Origin of the sequence: Actinoallomurus liliacearum (assembly GCF_039542035.1) — a bacterium.
Taxonomy (GTDB): domain Bacteria; phylum Actinomycetota; class Actinomycetes; order Streptosporangiales; family Streptosporangiaceae; genus Actinoallomurus; species Actinoallomurus liliacearum.
This window is the reverse complement of record NZ_BAABHJ010000026.1, coordinates 1-19,314: the sequence shown is the minus strand read 5'-3', so window position 1 is coordinate 19,314 and position 19,314 is coordinate 1. Positions and strand designations below refer to the sequence as shown.

The following is a 19,314-nucleotide window of genomic DNA, read 5'->3' as shown; positions in this document are numbered from 1 at the left end:
TAAGACCACGTCCGGTCGAAGGCCTTCATGCCGTAGGCACCGTTTCGTGCCTACGGCATGAACGCCGATACCGAGCCTTCCGTACGCGTCCCGGGGTCGCCCTACTGGACGGCGAGGGGTTTGACGGTCAGGTGGTAGTCCTGGCGGATGCGGCCGTCGTCGCCAAGGAGGAGGAAGACGCGCGCGGCCCAGGCGACCTCGCCGCCGTGCGGGACGAGTTGGACGGTGAACCGCGCGATGTCGGCATGGACGGTCACGTCGCCGGCGGACGTGACGGCCGGCGGCCGCGATCAGCGAGGTCGTCGACGCCGAGGACTCCGTCGCCTGGCTCCAGGGGGCGCTCGGCGAGCTGTACGCGACCCTGAGCGCGCAGAACCTGACCCCCGACGGTCCGGCCGGCGGCGTCTACGCCGACGAGCTGTTCACCCACCATCGCGGCCGGGCGACGGTCTTCGTTCCGTGCGCCGGGCCGACCCGGCCGCTGGGCCGGGTCACCTCCCTGGTGGTACCGGCGGCCGAACTCGCGGTCATCACCCACGCGGGGCCGCCCTCGGAGGTCGACCGGGCCTACGGCACGCTGGCCGCCTATGTGACCCGCCACGCGCTCGCCGTCGACGGCGCGATCCGCGAGTACTACCTCACCGGCCCGCGCGACACCGCGGACCCGTCCCAGTGGCGGACCGAGATCGGTTGGCCGATCTTCCGGACGGACGCCGACGCACGTCTATCGACGCGGCCCGCCGGCGTCGGCGAATGACCGATCATTCCCGCCGTCCACGACTCTGGTGACGGCTTCACGAGCCGCGATGCCGACGGACTCGGGATCGTCGAGGTCAGAACCGACCGCGAGCCCGTCTTTGAGCAGCATGAGGATCTCCGCGGTGCGCGCGGAGTCAGGGTGACCATCGGCGGCCAGTAGGTCGCGGAACAACCGGCGGTTCCAGTCTCGGTGCTCGTCGATGGCCTGGCGCACGGGGTGGGCGGGATCGGGGTACTCCGCCGCGGTGTTGATGAACGCGCAACCGCGATAGGTGGGTTCCGCACCGAACTCACACATCTTCTGGAAAGCGAGCAGCAGCGCCTCACGGGGGGTGGCGGCCGCGAACTTTTCGGCCAGCCGACGTTGCTGGTGGCTCTGCTCGACGATGTAGGCGCGGACGAGGTCGTCCTTGCTCCGGAAGTGATGGTAGAAGGTCGCTTTGGCCACGCCGGCCTCGGCGATGATGCGGTCGATGCCCACCGCGTGCACGCCCTCGGCATAGAACAGGCGCGTGGCGGTCTCGAAGATGCGAGCCCAGGCCGGGCCTCGCCGACCCGCCGGCGAATGAGTGTCCACTCCTTGACGGTACTAGACAGCCCTGTCTAGCATCGAGACCGCAACGGACAGACAGGTCTGTCTACTCTCTGAAAGGCAAGGACATGAGCCGATACACCACCAGCGCCACCTCGACCGGGCGCGACGGCCGCGCAACGACGTCGGACGGCATGCTCGACGTCAAGCTGGCCCTGCAGAAGGAGCTGGGCGGCGACGGCGACGGCGTCAACCCCGAGCAGTTGTTCGCGGCCGGCTACGCCGCCTGTTTCGCGAGTGCCATGCAGCTGGTCGCCGGAAAGAAGAAGGTCGACGTCACCGGTATGTCGATCACCGCCGAGGTCGGTCTCAGCCCGAACGGCAAGGGCGGCTTCGGCCTCGACGTCACCCTGCGGGCCAAGCTGCCCGAGAGCCTCTCCCCGGAGGTCGCCCAGGATCTGCTGGAGGCGACCCACCAGGTGTGCCCCTACTCCAACGCCACCCGGGGCAACATCCCCGTCAACCTCGTGACCGAGTGACCGCTCCCGGCCGGATTCTCACCGGCCTTTAATGGTCGGCTCAGGGACCGCTGACGTCCGTCGCCGACCGTGGTCTCATGACTTCGATGACCTCCGGACCACCCCGGCAGGCCGAGCCGGAGCACGGCGTGCCGGCCGCCCGTGGCGGTCACCTCGCCCGCAGGGTGCTCCGCGGGCCCGGCGAAGACCCGGCCTGGGCGCGCCCCGCCCTGTTCGGACTGCTCGCCGCCACGGCGGTGCTGTACGTGTGGGGGCTGGGCGCCTCCGGATGGGCGAACTCCTTCTACTCGGCCGCCGTCCAGGCCGGAACGCGCAGCTGGAAGGCGTTCTTCTTCGGATCGTCGGACGCGTCGAACTTCATCACCGTCGACAAGACGCCGATGGCGCTGTGGCCGATGGAGCTGTCCGCCCGGGTCTTCGGGGTGAACGCCTGGAGCATCCTGGTGCCGCAGGCCCTCATGGGCGTCGCGGCCGTCGGGGTGGTGTACGCGGCGGTGCGGCGTTCGCTCGGCCGGTACGGCGACCGTACGGCGATCGCGGGAGCGCTGCTGGCCGGGGCGGTCCTGGCGGCCACCCCGGTGGCCGCGCTGATGTTCCGATTCAACAACCCGGACGCGCTGCTCGTGCTGCTCCTCACGCTCGGCGCGTACGGGGTCGTGCGAGCGGTGGAGGGCGCGAGCACCCGATGGCTGGTGTTCGCGGCGTCCTGCGTGGGGCTGGGCTTCCTCGCCAAGATGCTTCAGGCGTTCCTCGTCGTGCCGGCGTTCGCGCTGGTGTACCTGCTGCTGGCGCCGGCGCCCGTACGGCGGCGGATCGGGCAGCTGCTCCTCGCCGGGGTCGCGCTGGTCGTCGCGGCGGGATGGTGGGTCGCGGTCGTCGCCCTGGTGCCGGCGGGCTCCCGCCCGTACATCGGCGGCTCCCAGCACGACAGCGTCCTGGAGCTGGCCCTGGGCTACAACGGCCTCGGGCGGCTGAACGGCGACGAGACGGGCGGGCTCGGCAACCTGAACCAGGACGCGGGCCTGACGCGGATGTTCGGCGCCGAGCTCGGCGGGCAGGTCGCGTGGCTGCTGCCGGCCGCGCTGGTCCTGCTCGTCGCCGGGCTCTGGCTGACGCGAGGCCGGGAACGCCGCCGCGAGCTCGCCGGGTTCGCGCTGTGGGGCGGCTGGCTGCTGGTGACCGGCCTGGTGTTCAGCCTCATGCAGGGGATCTTCCACGGGTACTACACGGTCGCGCTGGCCCCGGCGGTCGCGGCCCTCACCGGGATGGGCGGGGCGGTGCTGTGGCGGGAGCGGCACCGGCCGGTCGCGTCGTTCACACTCGCCGGGACCGTCGCGCTGACCGCCTGGTGGTCGTACGTCCTGCTCGGCCGTACGCCGGACTTCCTGCCCTGGCTGCGGCTGGTCGTGCTGGTCGGCGGCCCGCTCGCCGCCGCGCTGCTGGCCTCGGCCGGCCGCGCCCCGCGCCGGCTGCTCGGCGCGGCACTGGCCGTCGCGGTCCTGAGCTCGATCGCCGGACCGGCCGCGTACGCCGTCGAGACGGCCGGCACGCCGCACACCGGAGCGATCCCGACGGCGGGTCCGTCGTCCGGGCCTGGCGGGATGCCGAGGTTCGGCGGCCGCCCCGGAGGGATGGGCCGCGGCTTCCGGCCGCAGGGCGGTGGCCGTGGCGGGTTCCCCGGAGGTGGAACCGGCGGCGGGTTCCCCGGGGGCGGCTTCCCCGGCGGCGCGCGCACCGGCAACGGAGGGGGCCCGCAGGCGCCGGGCGGCGGCGGACGGGGTCCGGGGGCGGGCGGCGGGCCCGGCGGACTGCTGAACGCCACCACGCCGAGCGCCGCACTGACCGCCGCGCTGAAGCAGAACGCCCGCTCGTACACCTGGGTCGCCGCGACGGTCGGATCGAACAACGCCTCCGGATACCAACTGGCGACCGGCGAGCCGGTGATGGCGATCGGCGGGTTCAACGGCACCGACCCGGCGCCGAGCCTGCAGCGGTTCCAGGAGTACGTCCGCGCGGGGCGGATCCACTACTTCGTCGGCGGGTCGACGATGGGCATGGGGCGGGGCACGAGCTCCGGCGGCAGTGACGTGGCCCAGCGGATCGCGGCCTGGGTACAGCAGAACTATGCCGCCAAGACGGTCGGCGGCACGACGGTGTACGACCTGTCGACGAAGGCGACGGGCACGGCGTGACGACGCGGAATATCTGGGAACGATATTCGTTGTCGCGATCGGTGCGGAAGGACCGCACGGCCTCAGAGGGGAGACCACCGTGGCGAGGAACCAGCTCCGGCCAATCGTGAAGCTCCGGTCCACGGCGGGCACCGGCTACACGTACGTGACCCGCAAGAACCGCCGGAACGACCCTGACCGTCTCACGCTCAGCAAGTACGACCCGATCGCCCGGCGCCACGTCGCCTTCCGCGAAGAGCGCTGAGCACGGCGGCTCGACGACGCGCGCCGGCACGTGGCGGCCACGCCACCACATGACTGGCGCGTGTGACGGGGCGGGTCGGATGGCGGCGGGTGTCAGCGGGTGGCGGGGACGTCCGAGGCCCGCAGGCTCGTGGCCAGGTCGGCGTACTGCCGCAGGCCGACCTGGCCGAGGCCGCCGGTGGCGTCGTCCACGTTCCAGACCGCGATCGCCAGGGTGTTGCGGCCGTCGGTGCGCAGGATCCCCGGCGGGATCGGGAAGGTGTGCTGCGGGCCGACGTCGTTGATGTACCGGCCGAGCTGCCAGCCGTTCACGAACAGCAGCGCCCGATAGTGCCGGGACGGGTCGTCGGTGAACGTCACGCCGAGCGGCACGTCCTGGCCCTTCGGCAGGCGCAGGTCGAACGTCGTCCTGTACCAGGAGATCCCGGGCGTCGTGTCGCGGTGCGGCAGTGTCGTGGCCGTCCAGCCGGCGCCGGTACGGCCGGGCAGGTGCCAGCCGTTCCGCTCGCCGAACAGGCCGCCGGTGTTGAACGGGCCGCGCGCGGGGTCGGACAGGTCCTCCCCGCCCGCGCCGCCCTGGATCCGCCAGGTGAGCGCGGCGGCCGAGCCGAGGAGCGCGGCGTTGGTCAGGCCGCGCGGCTCCTTGTGCGAGTCGGTCGCGTCGAAGTCCTCGTTGTGCCCCATGTTCTCCACGAGCACCGAGAGCACGTTGTCCCGCCCCTTCGCCACCGCGCCGTCGGGGAAGGCGAACGTGTGCAGGCCGTCCCCGGTGCTGCCCAGGAACCTCCCGTTCAGCCACGCCGAGTAGACGCCGGCCCGGCCGGTCCCCGCCGTCAGGGCGATCCCGGTCTCCCCGCCCGTCGCGGTGAAGTGCGCCCGGTACCAGACGTCGCCGTGGTGGAAGCCGTAGTCGTCCGCGTACAGCACCGGCAGCGTGGCGGGCGGCGTCGGGTTGTTGGTCGTGCTGTGGTCCGCGACCGTCCAGCCGCGGTCGTCGAAGCCCGGCTGCGCCTCGGGTGACTCCCGCCGCGTCTTCCAGCCGGTCAGCGCCGGGAGGGTGACGGGCCGGGGCCCGGCCAGCCGTCCGGTGAGGGTGTCGTGCCCGGCCGTCCGTACGGGCGCGCCGTTCCACGTGACCGCCCGTACGGCCGGCGCGGCGAAGACCTCCAGGCCGGTCGGCGCGGACGTGTCACCGGTGAGGGCCAGCACCGATCCGTGGACCGCCGCGGACCGGACGAGCTCCGGGCCGCGGACGAGGACGGGCCCGGCGGCGGTGTCCTGCCGCCAGAACCGCGCCGCCTCCTGGTCCGTCGCGAGCAGGAGCAACAGCGGCACGCCGTCGCGCGGTGTGACGAGCACGCGCGCCAGGCCCTGGTGCGCGTAGTTCAGCCGCAGGTCCCCGCGGCCGGCGTCCCAGACGTGCCGTACGTCCCCGGACAGCACGGTCACCGCCGGTTCGGCCGCGTAGTGCAGCACGGTCTCGCCGTCCTCCTCCTGGCGCCCGTACAGCAGGGCGACGTCCCGGCCGCCGATGCGGCCGTGCGTCATGATCTCCGAGGTGGAGTACCGCAGCTCCTGTGCGCCGAGCCGGTAGCCGGCGACCAGCAGCTTGGAATCACGTCCCGCGAGGGTGATGTCCGTGCCCGGCTCCTGGGGGACGGACGGGTAGTACGGCTCGGCGCCGCCCTGCGGCCCCGCCGACAGGTCGATGGCGTCCACGATGACGTACGCGCCGCTCGCGGCGGGATTGCTCGTCCCGGTCGCGACGATCTTCAGCGTGTGAGTGGTGTCCGCCAGCCCCTCGGCCTTGTAGAACACCTCCTGGAAGAGCTTCGAGGTCCCGTACCCGTCGACGGTCGCGACCTTCGCCCCGTCGAGGTAGACGTCGGCGATGCCGTGGTTCGTCTCGTGCGAGGAGATCCAGCGGACCGCCGTGCCGGTGAACGTCACCGTCACCGACGCGCCCGCCCGGTCGCTGTAGGACTCGGTGTCCCGGTAGTCGCCGCTCGTCCAGTCCTGGCCGGAGGCGTGGTTCCAGCCGTCCCCCGCGTACTCCAGCGCGGAGTCCGTGTCGTCGTACGTGTAGTGCGGGGGCCGGGCGTTCAGGTCGATCGGGAGGTGCGTGGTCTCGGTCGTCGTCGACGTGCCGTCCCGGTGCCGCAGCACGTAGAAGTGCGTGTTGTCGTCCGGGTTCGCCCGGGCGGCGAGGCTCACGGCGGCGTTCGTCGGCCCGCCGGTCGCGACCGGGTCGGTCTTGGTCAGCGGCGCCACCGCCCGCGTCAGGTACCCGAGCCGCTTGGCCTCGTCGTACTTCGGCGTCAGCTCCCGGTCCTCCTTGATGGCCGCGCCGTAGTCGTACGACGTGTAGACCTGGCTCGGATCGGCGAGCCAGCCCCACGACGTCCCGCCGTACGTCATGTAGAAGTTCTGCAGCGTCGCGCCGTTCGCGATGTTGTTCTCGTAGAAGACCTTCTCGAAGTCGGGGCCGGTGAGCTGCCGGCACTTGTCGTACCCGGGACCGCCCCACGGGTCGAACGCCCCGCCCTGGAACTCCGGGGTGAAGATCGGCGCGTCGTCCCGGAAGCGCGGCAGCGTGCTCACCCCGTTCCACCGGTCCGGGGTCGAGCAGTTGAACCCCTGCGGGTAACTGTCCCGGCCCGGCAGGTCGACCGCGCCGGGACCCGTCGCCCACGTCGAGGCGCCGCAACAGTGGTTGTGCGTGAGCGGCACGTCGATGCCGTCCGCGCGCACCTGCTGCTCCAGATCCGTCATGTACGCCGTGTCGGTGTTGGACCCGTACTCGTTCTCGATCTGGTACAGGATCACCGGACCGGTGCCGTGCGTGAACTGGTGCCGCGCGATGATCGGGTCGACGTGCCGCAGCCACTCCCGGTACGCCTCGGTGTAGTCGGGAGCGCTCGACCGCGCCCGGCCCTTCTGCGTCGTCAGCCAGCCCGGGAACCCGCCGCTGTCGGTCTCGGCGTTGATGTACGGCCCCGGGCGCGCGATCACGTAGATGCCCACCTGCCGCGCGATGTCGAGGAGCCGGTCGATGTCCCGTACGCCGGTGAAGTCGTACACGCCGCGCTTCGGCGAGTGGTAGGCCCAGTCGAAGTAGATGGAGGTGGCGTTGTACCCGGCCGCCTTGAACTTCTGCAGCACGTCCCGCCACAGGTCGGGACTCGGCAGCCGCCAGTAGTGGAACTCCGCCGACCACAGGTAGACCCGTTCGCCGTCGAGCTTCAGCGAGTAGTGGTCGTACGTCACCGTGTGCGTCCGCCCTGCGGTGGCCGTCCCACGCCGAGCGGCCGAGGCCGGCGCGCCGCCGTACGCGAGGGCCAGGGCGGCGACGGCGAGGAGGACGAGCAGGCGGCGGACACCAAGCCGTGGGCGCACGACGGCACCTTTCGCTCAGGGCAGGCGGGGACCTTCCCTCACACGCGGAGTCAATATCGGTAGATCATCCATGTCAACGGAGATCGTGGGGGTCCCGGCCGGATCAGGCCACCCGGACCACCAGGCTTTTGATCGGACCGCTCTCACCGGTGACGCACGAACGCCGCGAAGTCCGTACACTCAGAGCCGATCGATTGAGCGCCCATAGCTCAGCTGGATAGAGCATCGGACTTCTAATCCGACGGTCGGGGGTTCGAATCCCTCTGGGCGCGCCATCACTCAACCCACCTCGAACAGCGTCGTCAGCGCGCGTCGCCGGCGTCGGTCCGCTGGATGCCCGCATGGTGACCGGCGCTCACCTAGTCGACCAGGGCCACGAGCAGAGCGGCCCCCTGGACGGGAGCCGCTCGATGTTCGGCCTCGGCCGGGTCCGGCCGAGAGTGATTGCCGGTCCGGCGACGGCGCTCTCCTAGCGGCCGTCGCGGCGGACGATGAGCGTGGCGACGATGAGGGTCACGGCGGCGACGAAACCGCCGACCGAGAAGGCGACGATGGCGTCGCCAGAGATCCTTATCGTCACGCAGCCGGCGATGACGCCGAGGCTGAAGGCGATCATGTTCACTCCCTGGATGACCTCGGCGGACACCGGCCTGGTCGTCTGGGGGGCATCGTTGTGGTCGTCCATGTGGATCACAACCTTCTGTTCCTCTTGATTGAGCTGGAGCATTCGACAGCGACACCGGTCCTTGTCGACCGGGCCGACACTCACTGTGCGAGGTCGAGGCCGGCGCGCAACCCGTGCAGCGCCCGCCGTCGTGGGCGGCCGCACATTCACCTGGCCCCGGGGAGACAGGGCGGCCTTTTCTAAAAATAATCTTCGTTGGTGATAGATTCACGGTCCTCGGACGAAAGGATGACGATGACCGTGATGGAGCAGGCCGCCCAGGCGATGCGCGCACTGGCCCTCGACGAGGGCCTCAAGGACCGGGTCGCCGCGGATCCCGCACTGCGCGCGCTGGCCTGGCGGGTGGCCGAACGGTATGTCGGCGGCCGGACCATTCCCGAGGCGCTCGCGCGGGCCGCACTGCTCAACGCGGAAGGCGAGTCCATCTCCCTCGACTACATGGGCGAGAGCTGCCGGGACGCCGATCTGGCCGCGGCCGAGACCGAGGTGTTCCTGGACCTGTCACGGCAGGCCGCAGCCCGCGGGACGAACTGCTCGGTGTCCCTCGACCTCTCGCACATCGGCTCCGTGGTGGACCGGCAGCTGGGGCTGGCCAACGCCACCCGGCTGGCCGAGGCCACCGCCGCCGCGGGACAAGAGATGATGATCTCGATGGAGGGGTCCGGCCGTACGGACCTCATCCTGTGGACCCACGAACGCCTCTGCGAGCGTTTCGACCACGTCGGTGTCACCATCCAGGCCCGTCTGCACCGGACGGCCGAGGACCTGCCCCGCCTGCTTCAGCGCCCTGGCCGCATCCGTCTGGTGAAGGGCTCCTACCTCGAAGCCGAGACCGTCGCCCTCCCCCGCGACAGCCGTGAGCTGCGGGCGGCCTACCTCGCGTACGCGACCCGCCTGCTGGACGGCGGCCACCTCTGCTCGATCGCCACCCACGACCTCGACCTCCTCGACGAGTTGCAGCCGCGCATGCGGCGGGACTCCGGCGCGTACGAGGTCGAGATCCTGCTGGGACTCGGCGCCGATCGGCTGCGGACGATGCGGGACCGCGGGCATCCGGTCAGGGAGTACATCGTGTTCGGCACCCAGTGGTGGCTGTACGTCTGCAGCCGCGTCGGCGAGGACCCGACCCGGCTGCTCCAGGCTCTGGTGGACGCCACCCGGGACGGCGGTCATTCCTGATCGCCGCCGCGCGTCGTCAGCCCGGGGAGACGAAGCCGGACTCGTACGCCGTGATGACCGCCTGGGTGCGGTCCCGTGCCCCGAGTTTCGCCAGTACGGAACTCACGTGCGATTTGACGGTCTCGGTCCCCACCACGAGGCGGTCGGCGATCTCCGCGTTCGACAGGCCGCGTGTCATGAGACGCAGCACCTCCTCTTCCCGCTGGGTCAGCGCGGCACGCTCCATGGCCGCCCGGGCCTCGGCGTTGCCGTAGTCCTCGCCGTACGAGGCGGCCAACTGCCGGACCGCCGCCGGGAACAGCAACGAGTCGCCTTCGGCCACGAGTCGCATGGCGTGCACGATCTCCGCCGGCCGGGCCCGTTTGAGCAGGAATCCGTCGGCGCCCGCACGCAGCGCCCCGTACACGCACTCGTCGTTCTCGAACGTCGTCACCACGACGATCTTCGGCGGATCCGGCACCGTGCGCAGCACCGCCCGCGTGGCCTCGATGCCGTCCATCAGCGGCATCCGTACGTCCATGGCCACGACGTCGGGGCGCAGTCGGCGTACCAGCGGGATCACGGCCGCGCCGTCGGCCGCCTCGCCCACCACCTCGATGTCCGGCTGGGCCTCCAGTACGGCGCGCAGACCCGCCCGTACCAGCGGCTCGTCGTCGACCAGGAGGATCGTGAGCGGCATCCGGTCAGCCTAGATCAGCGCAGGGGCAGGTCGACGCGCAGCAGCCAGTCGCAGCCGTCCTCGCCCGCGCGGGCCTCGCCACCGAGGAACGCGGCGCGCTCCCGTACCCCCCGCAGCCCGCTCCCGCCGCCGGTGCCGGATACCGCGACCGCCGCGGGCAGGGGATTGCGCACCTCGAGTCGCAGCCGCGTCTCGTCCACGGAGATGCGGACCCGGATCGGCACGGGACCCGCGTGCCGCAGCACGTTGGTGAGGGCCTCCTGAAGGATCCGGTAACCCTCGCGGGACACCGGGGCCGGCACCCGGTCCAGCGGCCCGCTCACCTCGGCGTCGACCTGTGCGCCGGAAGCCCGAGCGGAGTCCAGCAGCCGGCCCGCCTCACCGAGGGCGGGCCGGGCGGCGGCCGACCGCGCCGTGTCGCGCAACACCATCAGGACCCGTTCCAGGTCCTCCAACGCGGCCCGGCCGGTCTCCTCGATGGTCTCCAGCGCCCGGTCCGTGAAGTCCGGATCGGCGGACGCGCGGGCGGCACCCGCCTGCACTACCGCGAGAGTCAGGGCGTGGCCGAGGGAGTCGTGCAACTCCCTGGCGATGCGGTTGCGCTCCAGCAGCCGCTCGGTGCGCTCTTCCAACGCGGCCAGCCGCTCCTTCGCGGACGGTCCGAGCAGCCGGCGGGCGGCCTTCGCCATGAGGGCGCCCGCGCCGACCACCACCGCGGCCAGCGCGAGCACGGGAACCGGGATCAGCAGGGCGTACGCCCAGCCCGTACCGGAGATTCGCACCAGTGAGTCGGCCACGCCGGGATCTCCGGCGGCCGCCCCGGCGAACGACAGGGAGAGCGCCATCAACTGCTCCGTCGCCACCGCGACGGCGAGCCCCGCCTCCAGCCGCAGCACCAGCCAGGCGCCGGTTCTGGCCCGGTGGCTCCATGAAGCGGACGGCACGGCGGAGATTCCCGGATCCTCCTTGCCCCCCACCCGCGCGTGCGAGCCGGGGAACAGCATCAGCCGCGCCTGCAACCCCTCTGCCCGGCGCATCCCGGGCACCATCGCCGCGGTCAGGACCAGGGGAATCGGCAGGACGGTGATGAGCACCCAGTCGGACGGCGTCGGGCTGATCAGTCCGGGATAGGCCATGGCGCAGCCGAACGGCACGATCGATCCCACGAGCAGGTGCAGCCAGCGGGTGTACGTGACCGCACGCGTCAGCGGCGACAGGAGGCCTGGCATGCGGTCATCGTGGCAGAGAGGGAACACCGGGTCTCCCCCCGTACGGGGGAGACGGACTCCTCCGACGGGGGGCGCTGGGGCCCGGTCCGTACGACGACGCTGAGGCCATGATCGGCATCGACCTCGAAGACCTCACGAAGGAGTACGGCGGCACCCGGGCCGTCGACCGGCTGACGTTGAGCGTCGAGCCGGGCCGGGTCACCGGGTTCCTCGGGCCCAACGGCGCCGGGAAGTCCACCACCATGCGCCTCGTCCTCGGCCTCGACCGCCCCACCGCCGGAACCGCGACGGTCGGCGGCCGGCCGTACGCGGCCCTTCGGGAGCCCCTGCGCACCGTGGGCGCCCTGCTGGACCCGCAGGCCGCCCACGGTTCCCGTACCGCCCTGGACCATCTGCGGTTCCTCGCGGTCAGCAATCGGATCCCGGACCGCCGCGTGGACGAGGTCCTGCGGGACACCGGTCTGGCCACGGCGGCACGCCGCCGCGTCAGGACCTTCTCGCTCGGCATGCGTCAGCGCCTCGGCATCGCCGCCGCGCTGCTCGGCGACCCGGCCGTCCTCCTGCTGGACGAGCCGGCCAACGGCCTGGACCCGGAAGGCATCGTCTGGATCCGCGAGTTGCTGCGCCGGCTCGCCCGCGAGGGCCGCACGGTCCTGGTCTCCAGCCACCTGATGAACGAGACCGCGACGTTCGCCGACCACCTCGTCGTCCTCGGCCGGGGCCGGCTCCTCACCGATCTCCCCATGCGGGACTTCATCGAACGGCACAGTGACGCGCGCGTACGCGTACGATCCGGCGACCCTGCCCGGCTGCGAGCCGCGCTGCTGACCGGCGGATACGCGGTCACCGGAGGTGATGACGGCCGGTTGGTCGTCGAAGGCGCCGAAGCCGCGCAGGTCGGAGCCATCGCCGCCCGCGAGGGCATCGCCATTCTCGAGCTCGCCGACGAACGCGCGTCCCTCGAGCAGGCGTATCTCGCTCTCACCGCGGCGGAGACGGAATTCGCCGCCGCCGCTCCGAAGGGAGCCTGACCATGAGGGAGCTCTCCGCCGCCGCTCCGAAAGGGGCCTGACCGTGCCGGAGCTCTCCGCCGCCACCGTCTCTCCGACCGTCCCCCAGGGAGTCTGACCATGCCCGTCACAGCGGTACTCCGCTCCGAGTGGATCAAGATCCGGTCGGTCCGGGCGAGCTTCGGCTCGCTCATCGCGGTCTTCGCCGCGACCCTCGCCATCACTCTGCTCGTCTTCGCCACCGTCGGCCGAGCCGAGGCGGACAACGGCGGGGACCCCGTCTTCGGCGCCTTCTACGCGATCAACTTCGCGCAGATCGCGGCCATCGCCTTCGGGGCCACCGCGGTGTCCTCCGAGTACGCCGGCGGCGCCCTGCGGGTCTCGCTGTCCGCCGTGCCGCGCCGGAACCTGTTCTACGCCGCCAAGACGGCGGTTCTGGCCGGCTCCGCCCTCGTCGTGGGGCTCGCCGCCTCCTTCGCCACCTTCTTCACCGGGCAGGCGTTCCTGGGGAGGTACGCCATCGGCCTGGGCGAACCGGGCGCGCTGCGGGCCTGCCTCGGCGCCGGGATCTACCTCGCCCTGATGGCCTTGTTCGCCGCGGGGCTCACCTTCCTGCTGCGCAGCGCCGTTGCGGTGCTGAGCCTGCTCATCCCGTTCATCCTGATCGTGTCCTTCGTCGTCGGGGACATCGCCGGCGGAGCCGCCGCCTACCTGCCGGACCGGGCCGGGCAACAGGTACTGCGCCAGGACACCACGGGAGGCCCCGGCCCCTGGACGGGGCTCGGGGTGACCGCGCTGTGGGCGGCGGCCGCGCTGCTGGCCGGTTGGCAGGCGGTGCGCCGCCGCGACGCCTGACGCCCCGGTCCACATCTGGGCAAGGCCTCGGCGCACCGCTTGAGGGGCGCGACGGGCCGGGCGGCGGCCGCGTCGAAACTGATCAGCGGGTCCACTCCGGGTCGCGGCCGAGGTGGCGCAGCAGCGCGGCGGTGGCGTCGTCGGCCGGTCGCGGGTCGAGGGCGGGCGCGTAGGCGAAGCCGCGGAGCGGCTCGGCGATGGCCGTGGCCACCGGCAGGAGGCGCTCGGCCAGTTCGGCGGGGAGCGGCGACGGACGGCCGGTGGCGACCGCGATGTCCCAGGCGTGCACGGCGGCGTCCAGCGCGGCGGCGCCGACGGCGAACTCGGCCGTCATCGGCCCCTGCGGCAGCGGCGTGGGAACGGCCTGCGCGTCCGTCGGCACGGTGGCGAAGGCCCGTGCCGAAACGCCCACGGCGCTCTCGAGCAGGTCCTTGGGGTCGCCGGGCGCGTCGACCGAGGGGTCGAACGGGTTCTCCTCGGGCCCGCCGTCACCGGTGATCGCGGCGGCGTAGGCGCGCTGGTCACCGGCGGCGTGCCGCAGCACCTGCGCGACGTTCCACTGCTCGCACGGGGTCTTCGCCGCCCAGTCCGCGTCGCCGAGCTCGGCGGTGGATGCGCGCAGCGCGGTGTGGGCCTGCTCGAGAAGCGACCAGGACGTGGCGGTCATGCGAACCTCCGGAAGTACTAGAACAGAACGGATCGTTCCGTTCAAACTTTAGCGGAACGGATCATTCCGTTCAAGCTAGAATCCCGGTCATGGAGACCAGGACATCCGGCGGGAGAGGACGGGCGGCCGAGGCCGCCCGCAACGACCGCGCGATCCTCGACGCGGCACGAGCGGTTTTCATCCGCGACCCCGAGGCGCCGATCGCGGCGGTGGCCGAGGAGGCAGGGGTCGGCGTCGGCGCCCTCTACCGGCGCTACGCCGGCAAGGAGGAACTGCTGCGGACGCTCTGCGAGGACGGCCTGCGGCGCTTCACGGCCATCGCGGAGTCCGCGCTGGCCCGGCAAGACGCTCCGTGGGAGGCGTTCGAGACATTCGTGCGCGGCGTCATCGACTCGGACGTGCACTCTCTCACCGTGCACCTGGCCGGCACGTTCGCCCCCACTCCGGAGCTGCGGACGCTGGCCGCGCAGGCGTCCGCGCTGGCCGCGCGGATCCTCGACCGCGCGAAGACCGCCGGCGCGCTACGGCCGGACGTGGCCGCCAACGACCTGCCGATGATCTTCGATCAGATCACCGCGATCCGTCTCGGCGACGCCGAGCGCACCGCGGCGCTGCGTCACCGCTACCTGACGCCGCTGCTGGACGCGCTGCGCGCCGGCGCGCCGACCCGGCCGCTGCCCGCGTCCCCGCCGAGCGACGAGGAGGTCGGAGAACGGTGGCGGCCCCCGGAGCCGGCACGCTCCTCGCGGAACCGCCCCCGTCGGTGACTCTCCGTTTCCCAAGGACGACCGGCGAGCGGCGTACGCCGGCACGGTCCAGGACATCGAGCCTGGTCAGCGGCGATCTCTTCGGCGGATGAGGACGCCGCCAAGGAGCTTGAACCGGTCACAACGGGTAGGGGCGACGAACGGAGACACGACCCGAGGAGGCCGTCGCCATGACGGACGTATCCAGCATGGGCCCCGAGCCGGGAGACGGTCGCGAGGTCCTCACCAACCGGCAGGGGCACCCGGTCTACGACAACCAGAATCAGCGGACGGTCGGCGCCCGCGGCCCGGCGACGCTGGAGAACTACCAGTTCCTGGAGAAGATCAGCCACTTCGACCGCGAGCGGATCCCCGAACGCGTCGTGCACGCCCGCGGGACCACCGCGTTCGGGTACTTCGAGGCGTACGGCCGGATCGGCGACGAGCCGATCGGCGCCCTCACCCGCGCGAAGCTCTTCCAGGAGGCCGGCAAGCGCACGCCGGTGGCGGTGCGGTTCTCCACCGTGATCGGCGGCCGGGACTCCTCCGACCACGCGCTGAAGCCGGTCGACCGGTGCGTCCGCGACAATGCTCTCCGGGGTCTGCTCTTCGGCACCGGGGTCCTCGACGGGCTCGACTTCAGCGACGACAAGATGCTGGTCGGCCGCACGTTCTCCTACAGCGACACGCAGCGCTACCGGGTGGGCCCGAACTACCTGCAACTGCCCGTCAACCAGCCGAAGCACGGCCGGGTCCGCACCAACCAGCGCGACGGCCTGATGACCTACCGCGTCGACCAGGGCGGCGAGAACCCGCACGTCAACTACGAGCCGTCGATCACGGGCGGGCTGCGCGAGGCGCGGTATCCGACCCATGACGAGCAGGGGCCGACGATCACCGGCCGGGTCACCCGCAAGCGGATCCCACGGACCAACGACTACGCGCAGGCGGGCCGGCGTTACCTGCTCATGCACGATTGGGAGCGGGACGACCTGGTGCACAACCTGGTCACGATGCTGTCCCAGTGCGAGCGTCCCATCCAGGAGCGGATGGTCTGGCACTTCCTGCTCGCCGAGGACGACCTGGGCCTGCGCGTCGGTGAGGGGCTCGGCATCGGCCCGGACGACGTCGCGCACCTGGAGCCGCCGGCGAGCCAGGACCTCACCGAGGAGGACCGGGCGCGGCTCGAGAAGCTGGGCCACAACGGACCGAGGGACGTCAACGGCCCGCGGATGACCCACTGCGTCCCGGACGACCGCGCCACCAAGGTGGGCTGAAAGCGCACGAAGATCATTGGTGATCGGTGCGTGAGAGGACGCACTGATCACCAGATATCAGCTCTGGCATTTCGTCACATAAAGCGACATAACGCTGTGTTACTGATTCGTTACGTAGATCGGTGACCCGATCGAGAGACAGGGCCGTCCCAATAACAGCGACGCTCGGCGGAAGCGCGCTGTCGATCACGGGGAGGGTCACCGATGGACGCTGGTCGTCAGCCCGAACACAGATCCACCGAATCGCCTCCCGCCATTCGCTGGTCCGAGGAGAGATTGCCGACGCCCACCTTCCGGTCCATTCCGTACGAGATTCGGCGCACCGCGCTGTTCCTCCTCTTCGTGGCACTCGGCGGTGCGCTCCTGGTCGCCGTCTCACTCGCCCACCCCTGGACCGGAGACGCCGCGCCGTCGGCGAATCCCGGAGGAGCCTTTCCCGAGGATTCGGGCACTTCCGTCGCGAGCGGCGTCCCTCAGTTCACACCGCCACCGGACAGCCCGTCGAGCCCGTCGAGCACGGATGGCGCGTCGAGCGCGGGCCCCGACGACGGGCGATCGCAGGCGACGGCACTGCAGACTCTCCTCGATCAAGGCGCACCAGACCGGAAGGCGGTCGTGGCCGCCGTACAGGACGTCCAGTCGTGTGGCACCGGCGCCGGCCTGGACGCCGACATCTCGGCCCTCACGCAGGCGGCGGCGAACCGGTCGAACCTCGCGGACCAGGCGGGCCGGGCACAGGTCGACGCGCTCGAGAACGGTTCCCAGGCCGCACAGGACCTGGCGACGGCGTTCCAGAAGTCGGCCCTCGCCGACCGGGCCTTCGCCGCCTGGGCCACCGACCTGAAGAGCGGTAGGTGCACCGCCGGATCGGCCACGCGAAACCAGCACTACAAGGACGCCGAGTCCGCCAGCGAAGAGGCCGGGAAGGCCAAGGACGGTTTCGTCGCCGCCTGGAGCTCGATCGCGGGTGAGTACGGCCTCCAACCCGTGACCACGGACGACTTCTGAAATCCCGGCTCTCTCGACCTCAGAGGACATCGACATGAGCGGTATGCACGCGGCCACCCATCGACGATCCGGTGACCCCCAGCCGGTCCCTCCGTCCGCCGGCCGGCCGAACGCCCGCACCACGGTCACGCGTCTGCTCTGCGTGGGAGCACACGTGGATCCGGCCTTCGCGAACGCGGTCGTCAAAGAGTGCATCGGTGAGGTCGCCGACACGGACCGATTCGTCGCTCCCTCGTATGGATACGACGTTCTTCCCGTTCTGGGACACGCACTGATCGCACGGAATCGCCGGCGCTACCGGCGGACGGCGATCCTCATCAGCCCGTTCGTCCCGGTACTGCTCTCGTTCCTCGGCATGACGGCCACGATCATCGGGATCGCCCTCTGGCTCTGGGCCACCTGGGCGGCGGTCTTCCTGGAGCGCCTGATCACACTGCACACCCTTGTCGCGCACCTGGTGGTTCCCGCGCCGGAGGGAGGACGGCACGGCTTCGACGGGCGCATCCCCGACCACGCCGCGCTCACCCAGATCGAGTGCGACCGGATCAACAGGGAGCAGGACGGCAGTTCGGGGCTGGTCTACTACAGCGGCTACCGGCCGTTCGTCGGCGCGGGAACGTGGCAGACATCGTCCGCCTTCCCGATCCTTCTGAACCGCGCGAACGACGGCATCCTCCCGCCGATGGACGACCGTCGGAGCCCCGGGCGCGCGGAGGTGGCCCCCTTCACCACGGCAGAGATCATGGGCTACATCCAGCGAAGGCTCACCGCCGTGCTCCAGGCCGAAGAATGGGAGGGACAGCGGATCGAAGAGCTGGAGATAGCGCGTCGCTGGTATCGCACCGCGATCGGGCGCGTCCGGCCCGTTTCTCCGAAGGACGCGCCTCTCCCCACGGAGCAGGGCGTCGAGCACTATGACGCGGCGCGCGAATACCTGTGCGTCCGCGTCGGCTCCTGGGATCAGGAGGTGGTGGCGTCGGTGTTCGTCAACCTCGACGTCCGAGGCCGCACCCTCTACACCGAGACGCACAGGTACGAGCTGCGCCCGATCAAGGCGGCCTACCACGAGGTGGACCGCCTGCCCACGGCGATCTCCCCGAGTGACGTCCGCCTCGTCGCTGCCAAGGCGGTGGTACAGATGGCCGGGGAGGCGATCGGCGCGGCCGTCACCATCTGCACCTTCCCCTACCACTTGCTCCTGCGGGCGCTGAGCAGGAACCGGCCGGTCTCCCCTCGCGATCAGAACGAATTCGGTGCCGAGTTCCCCGCCCGCCGAGCCGACGTCCTCGACTATGGAGCACGACGCAGCGTACGAGAGATCGGCCAGGCTCCCGGCGCTCATCATTTCTTCCAGGACATGGACGTCAAGAAGTACGGGGACATCGTCCAGAAGCGCGTGTCCGAGCTGGTCATCGATTTCCTCGAAGAGAGGAATCTCGACACCGGTGAATACCGCGCCCGGCAGGCGACCATCCTGAACCAGGGAATCATTCAGACCGGCAGCGGGAGAATCGTCAATACCGGCCGGCTCGCCGTGGGCGAGAACGCATCGGCCTAACGCCGATTTCCGCGAGATGGAGGGATCGATATGACCGATGCGACGAACAACTTCGGGATCGCCCAGTCGGGCGACGGTCAGATCATCAACCTGGGGGCGATGGCCGTCGGCCGTGGTGCCCGGGTCACCCAGCACCAGGCAGCAACCGCGCAGGCCCTGCACGAACTGCAGACCTTGCACGCGCTCCTGAACGAGCAGGCGACGCGGCTCCCGGAGGCGTCTCGCGCCGACGCGGAGACGGCTCTGTCCGAGGTGGCCGACGAGCTCGAGAGGACGGAACCCGACCGGACTCGGCTCGCCGCCGCCCTGTCCCGCCTCACCGGCCTCGTCAAGGCGGTCGCTCCGCTCGCCGAGACGGCCGAGTCGCTCCGGCAGACGATCGAAAAGATCGCTCTTTCCTGAAGATCCCTGGCGATCGGTGCGCCCTCGTGCGCACCGATCGCCAGGGATCAGCATGCCTGCCGGCTCAGCCGGCTGAGCCGGCCGACCGCGTCGCGGCTGCGGCGTCACACGGTGGCGAAGGCGAGCCCCGCGCCGACGGCGACGATGACCGCCAGGACGACGATGACCGTCACCGTGGCCAGCGGTTTCTTGCGATGCGGCACGTACACGGCCGTGGGCTTCCTCGGCTCCGGCGCCGCGACGGACGACGACGACGTCGGCGGGCGGCTCGGTGCCGTCCGCGGTGGCGGGGCCGCCGGACGCGGCCCCGCCGGCCGGACGGCGACCGGGACCACCGGCGCGGGCGACGCGGCCGGAG

At 71.3% G+C, this 19,314-nt stretch carries 19 protein-coding genes and 1 tRNA gene; 13 read left to right on the top strand and 7 right to left on the bottom strand.

Annotation, left to right across the window (positions count from 1 at the left end):
• Window positions 1-101: 101 nt before the first annotated feature.
• The gene (locus ABD978_RS30800) at window positions 102-257 is read right to left on the bottom strand and encodes a hypothetical protein (protein ID WP_345362596.1); all 156 of its coding nucleotides are present in this window, start codon (window positions 255-257) and stop codon (window positions 102-104) included.
• A 32-nt stretch (window positions 258-289) separates the two neighbouring features.
• Here ABD978_RS30800 and ABD978_RS30795 point away from each other — a divergent pair, with 32 nt between their 5' ends.
• On the top strand, window positions 290-757 hold the full coding sequence (locus ABD978_RS30795) for a GyrI-like domain-containing protein (protein ID WP_345362965.1): 468 nt from the start codon (window positions 290-292) through the stop codon (window positions 755-757).
• On the opposite strand, the gene ABD978_RS30790 is transcribed toward ABD978_RS30795, so the two are convergent.
• Window positions 725-1,336 (bottom strand): TetR/AcrR family transcriptional regulator, encoded by a 612-nt coding sequence (locus ABD978_RS30790; RefSeq protein WP_345362594.1) that lies wholly within the window; start codon window positions 1,334-1,336, stop codon window positions 725-727. The two genes, ABD978_RS30795 and ABD978_RS30790, sit on opposite strands and share 33 nt — an antisense overlap.
• A gap of 83 nt (window positions 1,337-1,419) precedes the next feature.
• On the opposite strand from ABD978_RS30790, the gene ABD978_RS30785 reads away from it, so the two are divergent.
• The 3 genes from ABD978_RS30785 (at window position 1,420) to rpmG (ending at window position 4,266) form a co-directional block, all read left to right on the top strand.
• Entirely contained in the window at window positions 1,420-1,830 is a 411-nt protein-coding gene (locus ABD978_RS30785; protein ID WP_345362592.1) for an organic hydroperoxide resistance protein, read from the top strand.
• A gap of 77 nt (window positions 1,831-1,907) precedes the next feature.
• A complete protein-coding gene (locus ABD978_RS30780) occupies window positions 1,908-4,022 on the top strand; it encodes an ArnT family glycosyltransferase (RefSeq protein WP_345362590.1) in 2,115 nt (704 codons plus the stop codon).
• Between the two features lie 79 nt (window positions 4,023-4,101).
• Complete coding sequence (gene rpmG, locus ABD978_RS30775; RefSeq protein ID WP_345362588.1) at window positions 4,102-4,266, top strand: 50S ribosomal protein L33; 165 nt, start codon at window positions 4,102-4,104, stop codon at window positions 4,264-4,266.
• A gap of 92 nt (window positions 4,267-4,358) precedes the next feature.
• Here rpmG and ABD978_RS30770 read toward each other — a convergent pair whose 3' ends face one another.
• A complete protein-coding gene (locus ABD978_RS30770; protein ID WP_345362585.1) occupies window positions 4,359-7,661 on the bottom strand; it encodes a glycoside hydrolase family 35 protein in 3,303 nt (1,100 codons plus the stop codon).
• 198 nt (window positions 7,662-7,859) lie between these two features.
• Between ABD978_RS30770 and ABD978_RS30765 the strand changes: the two genes are divergently transcribed.
• Window positions 7,860-7,936 (top strand) — tRNA-Arg (locus ABD978_RS30765).
• 194 nt (window positions 7,937-8,130) lie between these two features.
• Here the strand turns inward: ABD978_RS30765 and ABD978_RS30760 are convergent.
• A complete protein-coding gene (locus tag ABD978_RS30760; protein ID WP_345362582.1) occupies window positions 8,131-8,430 on the bottom strand; it encodes a hypothetical protein in 300 nt (99 codons plus the stop codon).
• 150 nt (window positions 8,431-8,580) lie between these two features.
• On the opposite strand from ABD978_RS30760, the gene ABD978_RS30755 reads away from it, so the two are divergent.
• Complete coding sequence (locus ABD978_RS30755) at window positions 8,581-9,525, top strand: proline dehydrogenase family protein (protein ID WP_345362579.1); 945 nt, start codon at window positions 8,581-8,583, stop codon at window positions 9,523-9,525.
• Window positions 9,526-9,541: 16 nt separating this feature from the next.
• Here ABD978_RS30755 and ABD978_RS30750 read toward each other — a convergent pair whose 3' ends face one another.
• Window positions 9,542-10,204 carry a response regulator transcription factor gene (locus ABD978_RS30750; protein ID WP_345362576.1) on the bottom strand — a complete coding sequence of 221 codons (663 nt, stop codon included), beginning with the start codon at window positions 10,202-10,204 and terminating at the stop codon, window positions 9,542-9,544.
• A gap of 14 nt (window positions 10,205-10,218) precedes the next feature.
• Window positions 10,219-11,433, bottom strand: a complete 1,215-nt coding sequence (locus tag ABD978_RS30745) for a sensor histidine kinase (RefSeq protein WP_345362573.1) — start codon at window positions 11,431-11,433, stop codon at window positions 10,219-10,221.
• Window positions 11,434-11,540: 107 nt separating this feature from the next.
• Between ABD978_RS30745 and ABD978_RS30740 the strand changes: the two genes are divergently transcribed.
• Together ABD978_RS30740 and ABD978_RS30735 are read left to right on the top strand one after the other, a co-directional pair.
• Window positions 11,541-12,464: an ABC transporter ATP-binding protein gene (locus ABD978_RS30740; RefSeq protein WP_345362570.1), complete on the top strand. Its 924-nt coding sequence runs from the start codon at window positions 11,541-11,543 to the stop codon at window positions 12,462-12,464.
• 99 nt (window positions 12,465-12,563) lie between these two features.
• On the top strand, window positions 12,564-13,298 hold the full coding sequence (locus tag ABD978_RS30735; RefSeq protein WP_345362567.1) for a hypothetical protein: 735 nt from the start codon (window positions 12,564-12,566) through the stop codon (window positions 13,296-13,298).
• An 82-nt stretch (window positions 13,299-13,380) separates the two neighbouring features.
• On the opposite strand, the gene ABD978_RS30730 is transcribed toward ABD978_RS30735, so the two are convergent.
• Window positions 13,381-13,965, bottom strand: a complete 585-nt coding sequence (locus ABD978_RS30730; protein ID WP_345362564.1) for a TIGR03086 family metal-binding protein — start codon at window positions 13,963-13,965, stop codon at window positions 13,381-13,383.
• Between the two features lie 89 nt (window positions 13,966-14,054).
• Here ABD978_RS30730 and ABD978_RS30725 point away from each other — a divergent pair, with 89 nt between their 5' ends.
• From ABD978_RS30725 to ABD978_RS30705, 5 genes are all read left to right on the top strand, one after another.
• Window positions 14,055-14,732: a TetR/AcrR family transcriptional regulator gene (locus ABD978_RS30725; protein ID WP_345362561.1), complete on the top strand. Its 678-nt coding sequence runs from the start codon at window positions 14,055-14,057 to the stop codon at window positions 14,730-14,732.
• Between the two features lie 170 nt (window positions 14,733-14,902).
• A complete protein-coding gene (locus ABD978_RS30720; protein ID WP_345362558.1) occupies window positions 14,903-15,988 on the top strand; it encodes a catalase in 1,086 nt (361 codons plus the stop codon).
• A gap of 276 nt (window positions 15,989-16,264) precedes the next feature.
• Window positions 16,265-16,996 (top strand): hypothetical protein, encoded by a 732-nt coding sequence (locus tag ABD978_RS30715; protein WP_345362555.1) that lies wholly within the window; start codon window positions 16,265-16,267, stop codon window positions 16,994-16,996.
• Window positions 16,997-17,150: 154 nt separating this feature from the next.
• Complete coding sequence (locus tag ABD978_RS30710; RefSeq protein ID WP_345362552.1) at window positions 17,151-18,554, top strand: hypothetical protein; 1,404 nt, start codon at window positions 17,151-17,153, stop codon at window positions 18,552-18,554.
• Between the two features lie 30 nt (window positions 18,555-18,584).
• A complete protein-coding gene (locus ABD978_RS30705) occupies window positions 18,585-18,956 on the top strand; it encodes a hypothetical protein (protein ID WP_345362549.1) in 372 nt (123 codons plus the stop codon).
• Window positions 18,957-19,314 lie beyond the last annotated feature (358 nt).

What these genes read in the sequence shown, in the direction of transcription:
- ABD978_RS30785 (WP_345362592.1), top strand. Translation starts at nt 1,420, where the DNA reads ATGAGCCGATACACCACCAGCGCCACCTCGACCGGGCGCGACGGCCGC.
- ABD978_RS30780 (WP_345362590.1), top strand. Translation starts at nt 1,908, where the DNA reads ATGACTTCGATGACCTCCGGACCACCCCGGCAGGCCGAGCCGGAGCAC.
- ABD978_RS30755 (WP_345362579.1), top strand. Translation starts at nt 8,581, where the DNA reads ATGACCGTGATGGAGCAGGCCGCCCAGGCGATGCGCGCACTGGCCCTC.
- ABD978_RS30750 (WP_345362576.1), bottom strand. Translation starts at nt 10,204, where the DNA reads ATGCCGCTCACGATCCTCCTGGTCGACGACGAGCCGCTGGTACGGGCG.
- ABD978_RS30745 (WP_345362573.1), bottom strand. Translation starts at nt 11,433, where the DNA reads ATGCCAGGCCTCCTGTCGCCGCTGACGCGTGCGGTCACGTACACCCGC.
- ABD978_RS30740 (WP_345362570.1), top strand. Translation starts at nt 11,541, where the DNA reads ATGATCGGCATCGACCTCGAAGACCTCACGAAGGAGTACGGCGGCACC.
- ABD978_RS30735 (WP_345362567.1), top strand. Translation starts at nt 12,564, where the DNA reads ATGCCCGTCACAGCGGTACTCCGCTCCGAGTGGATCAAGATCCGGTCG.
- ABD978_RS30730 (WP_345362564.1), bottom strand. Translation starts at nt 13,965, where the DNA reads ATGACCGCCACGTCCTGGTCGCTTCTCGAGCAGGCCCACACCGCGCTG.
- ABD978_RS30725 (WP_345362561.1), top strand. Translation starts at nt 14,055, where the DNA reads ATGGAGACCAGGACATCCGGCGGGAGAGGACGGGCGGCCGAGGCCGCC.
- ABD978_RS30720 (WP_345362558.1), top strand. Translation starts at nt 14,903, where the DNA reads ATGACGGACGTATCCAGCATGGGCCCCGAGCCGGGAGACGGTCGCGAG.
- ABD978_RS30705 (WP_345362549.1), top strand. Translation starts at nt 18,585, where the DNA reads ATGACCGATGCGACGAACAACTTCGGGATCGCCCAGTCGGGCGACGGT.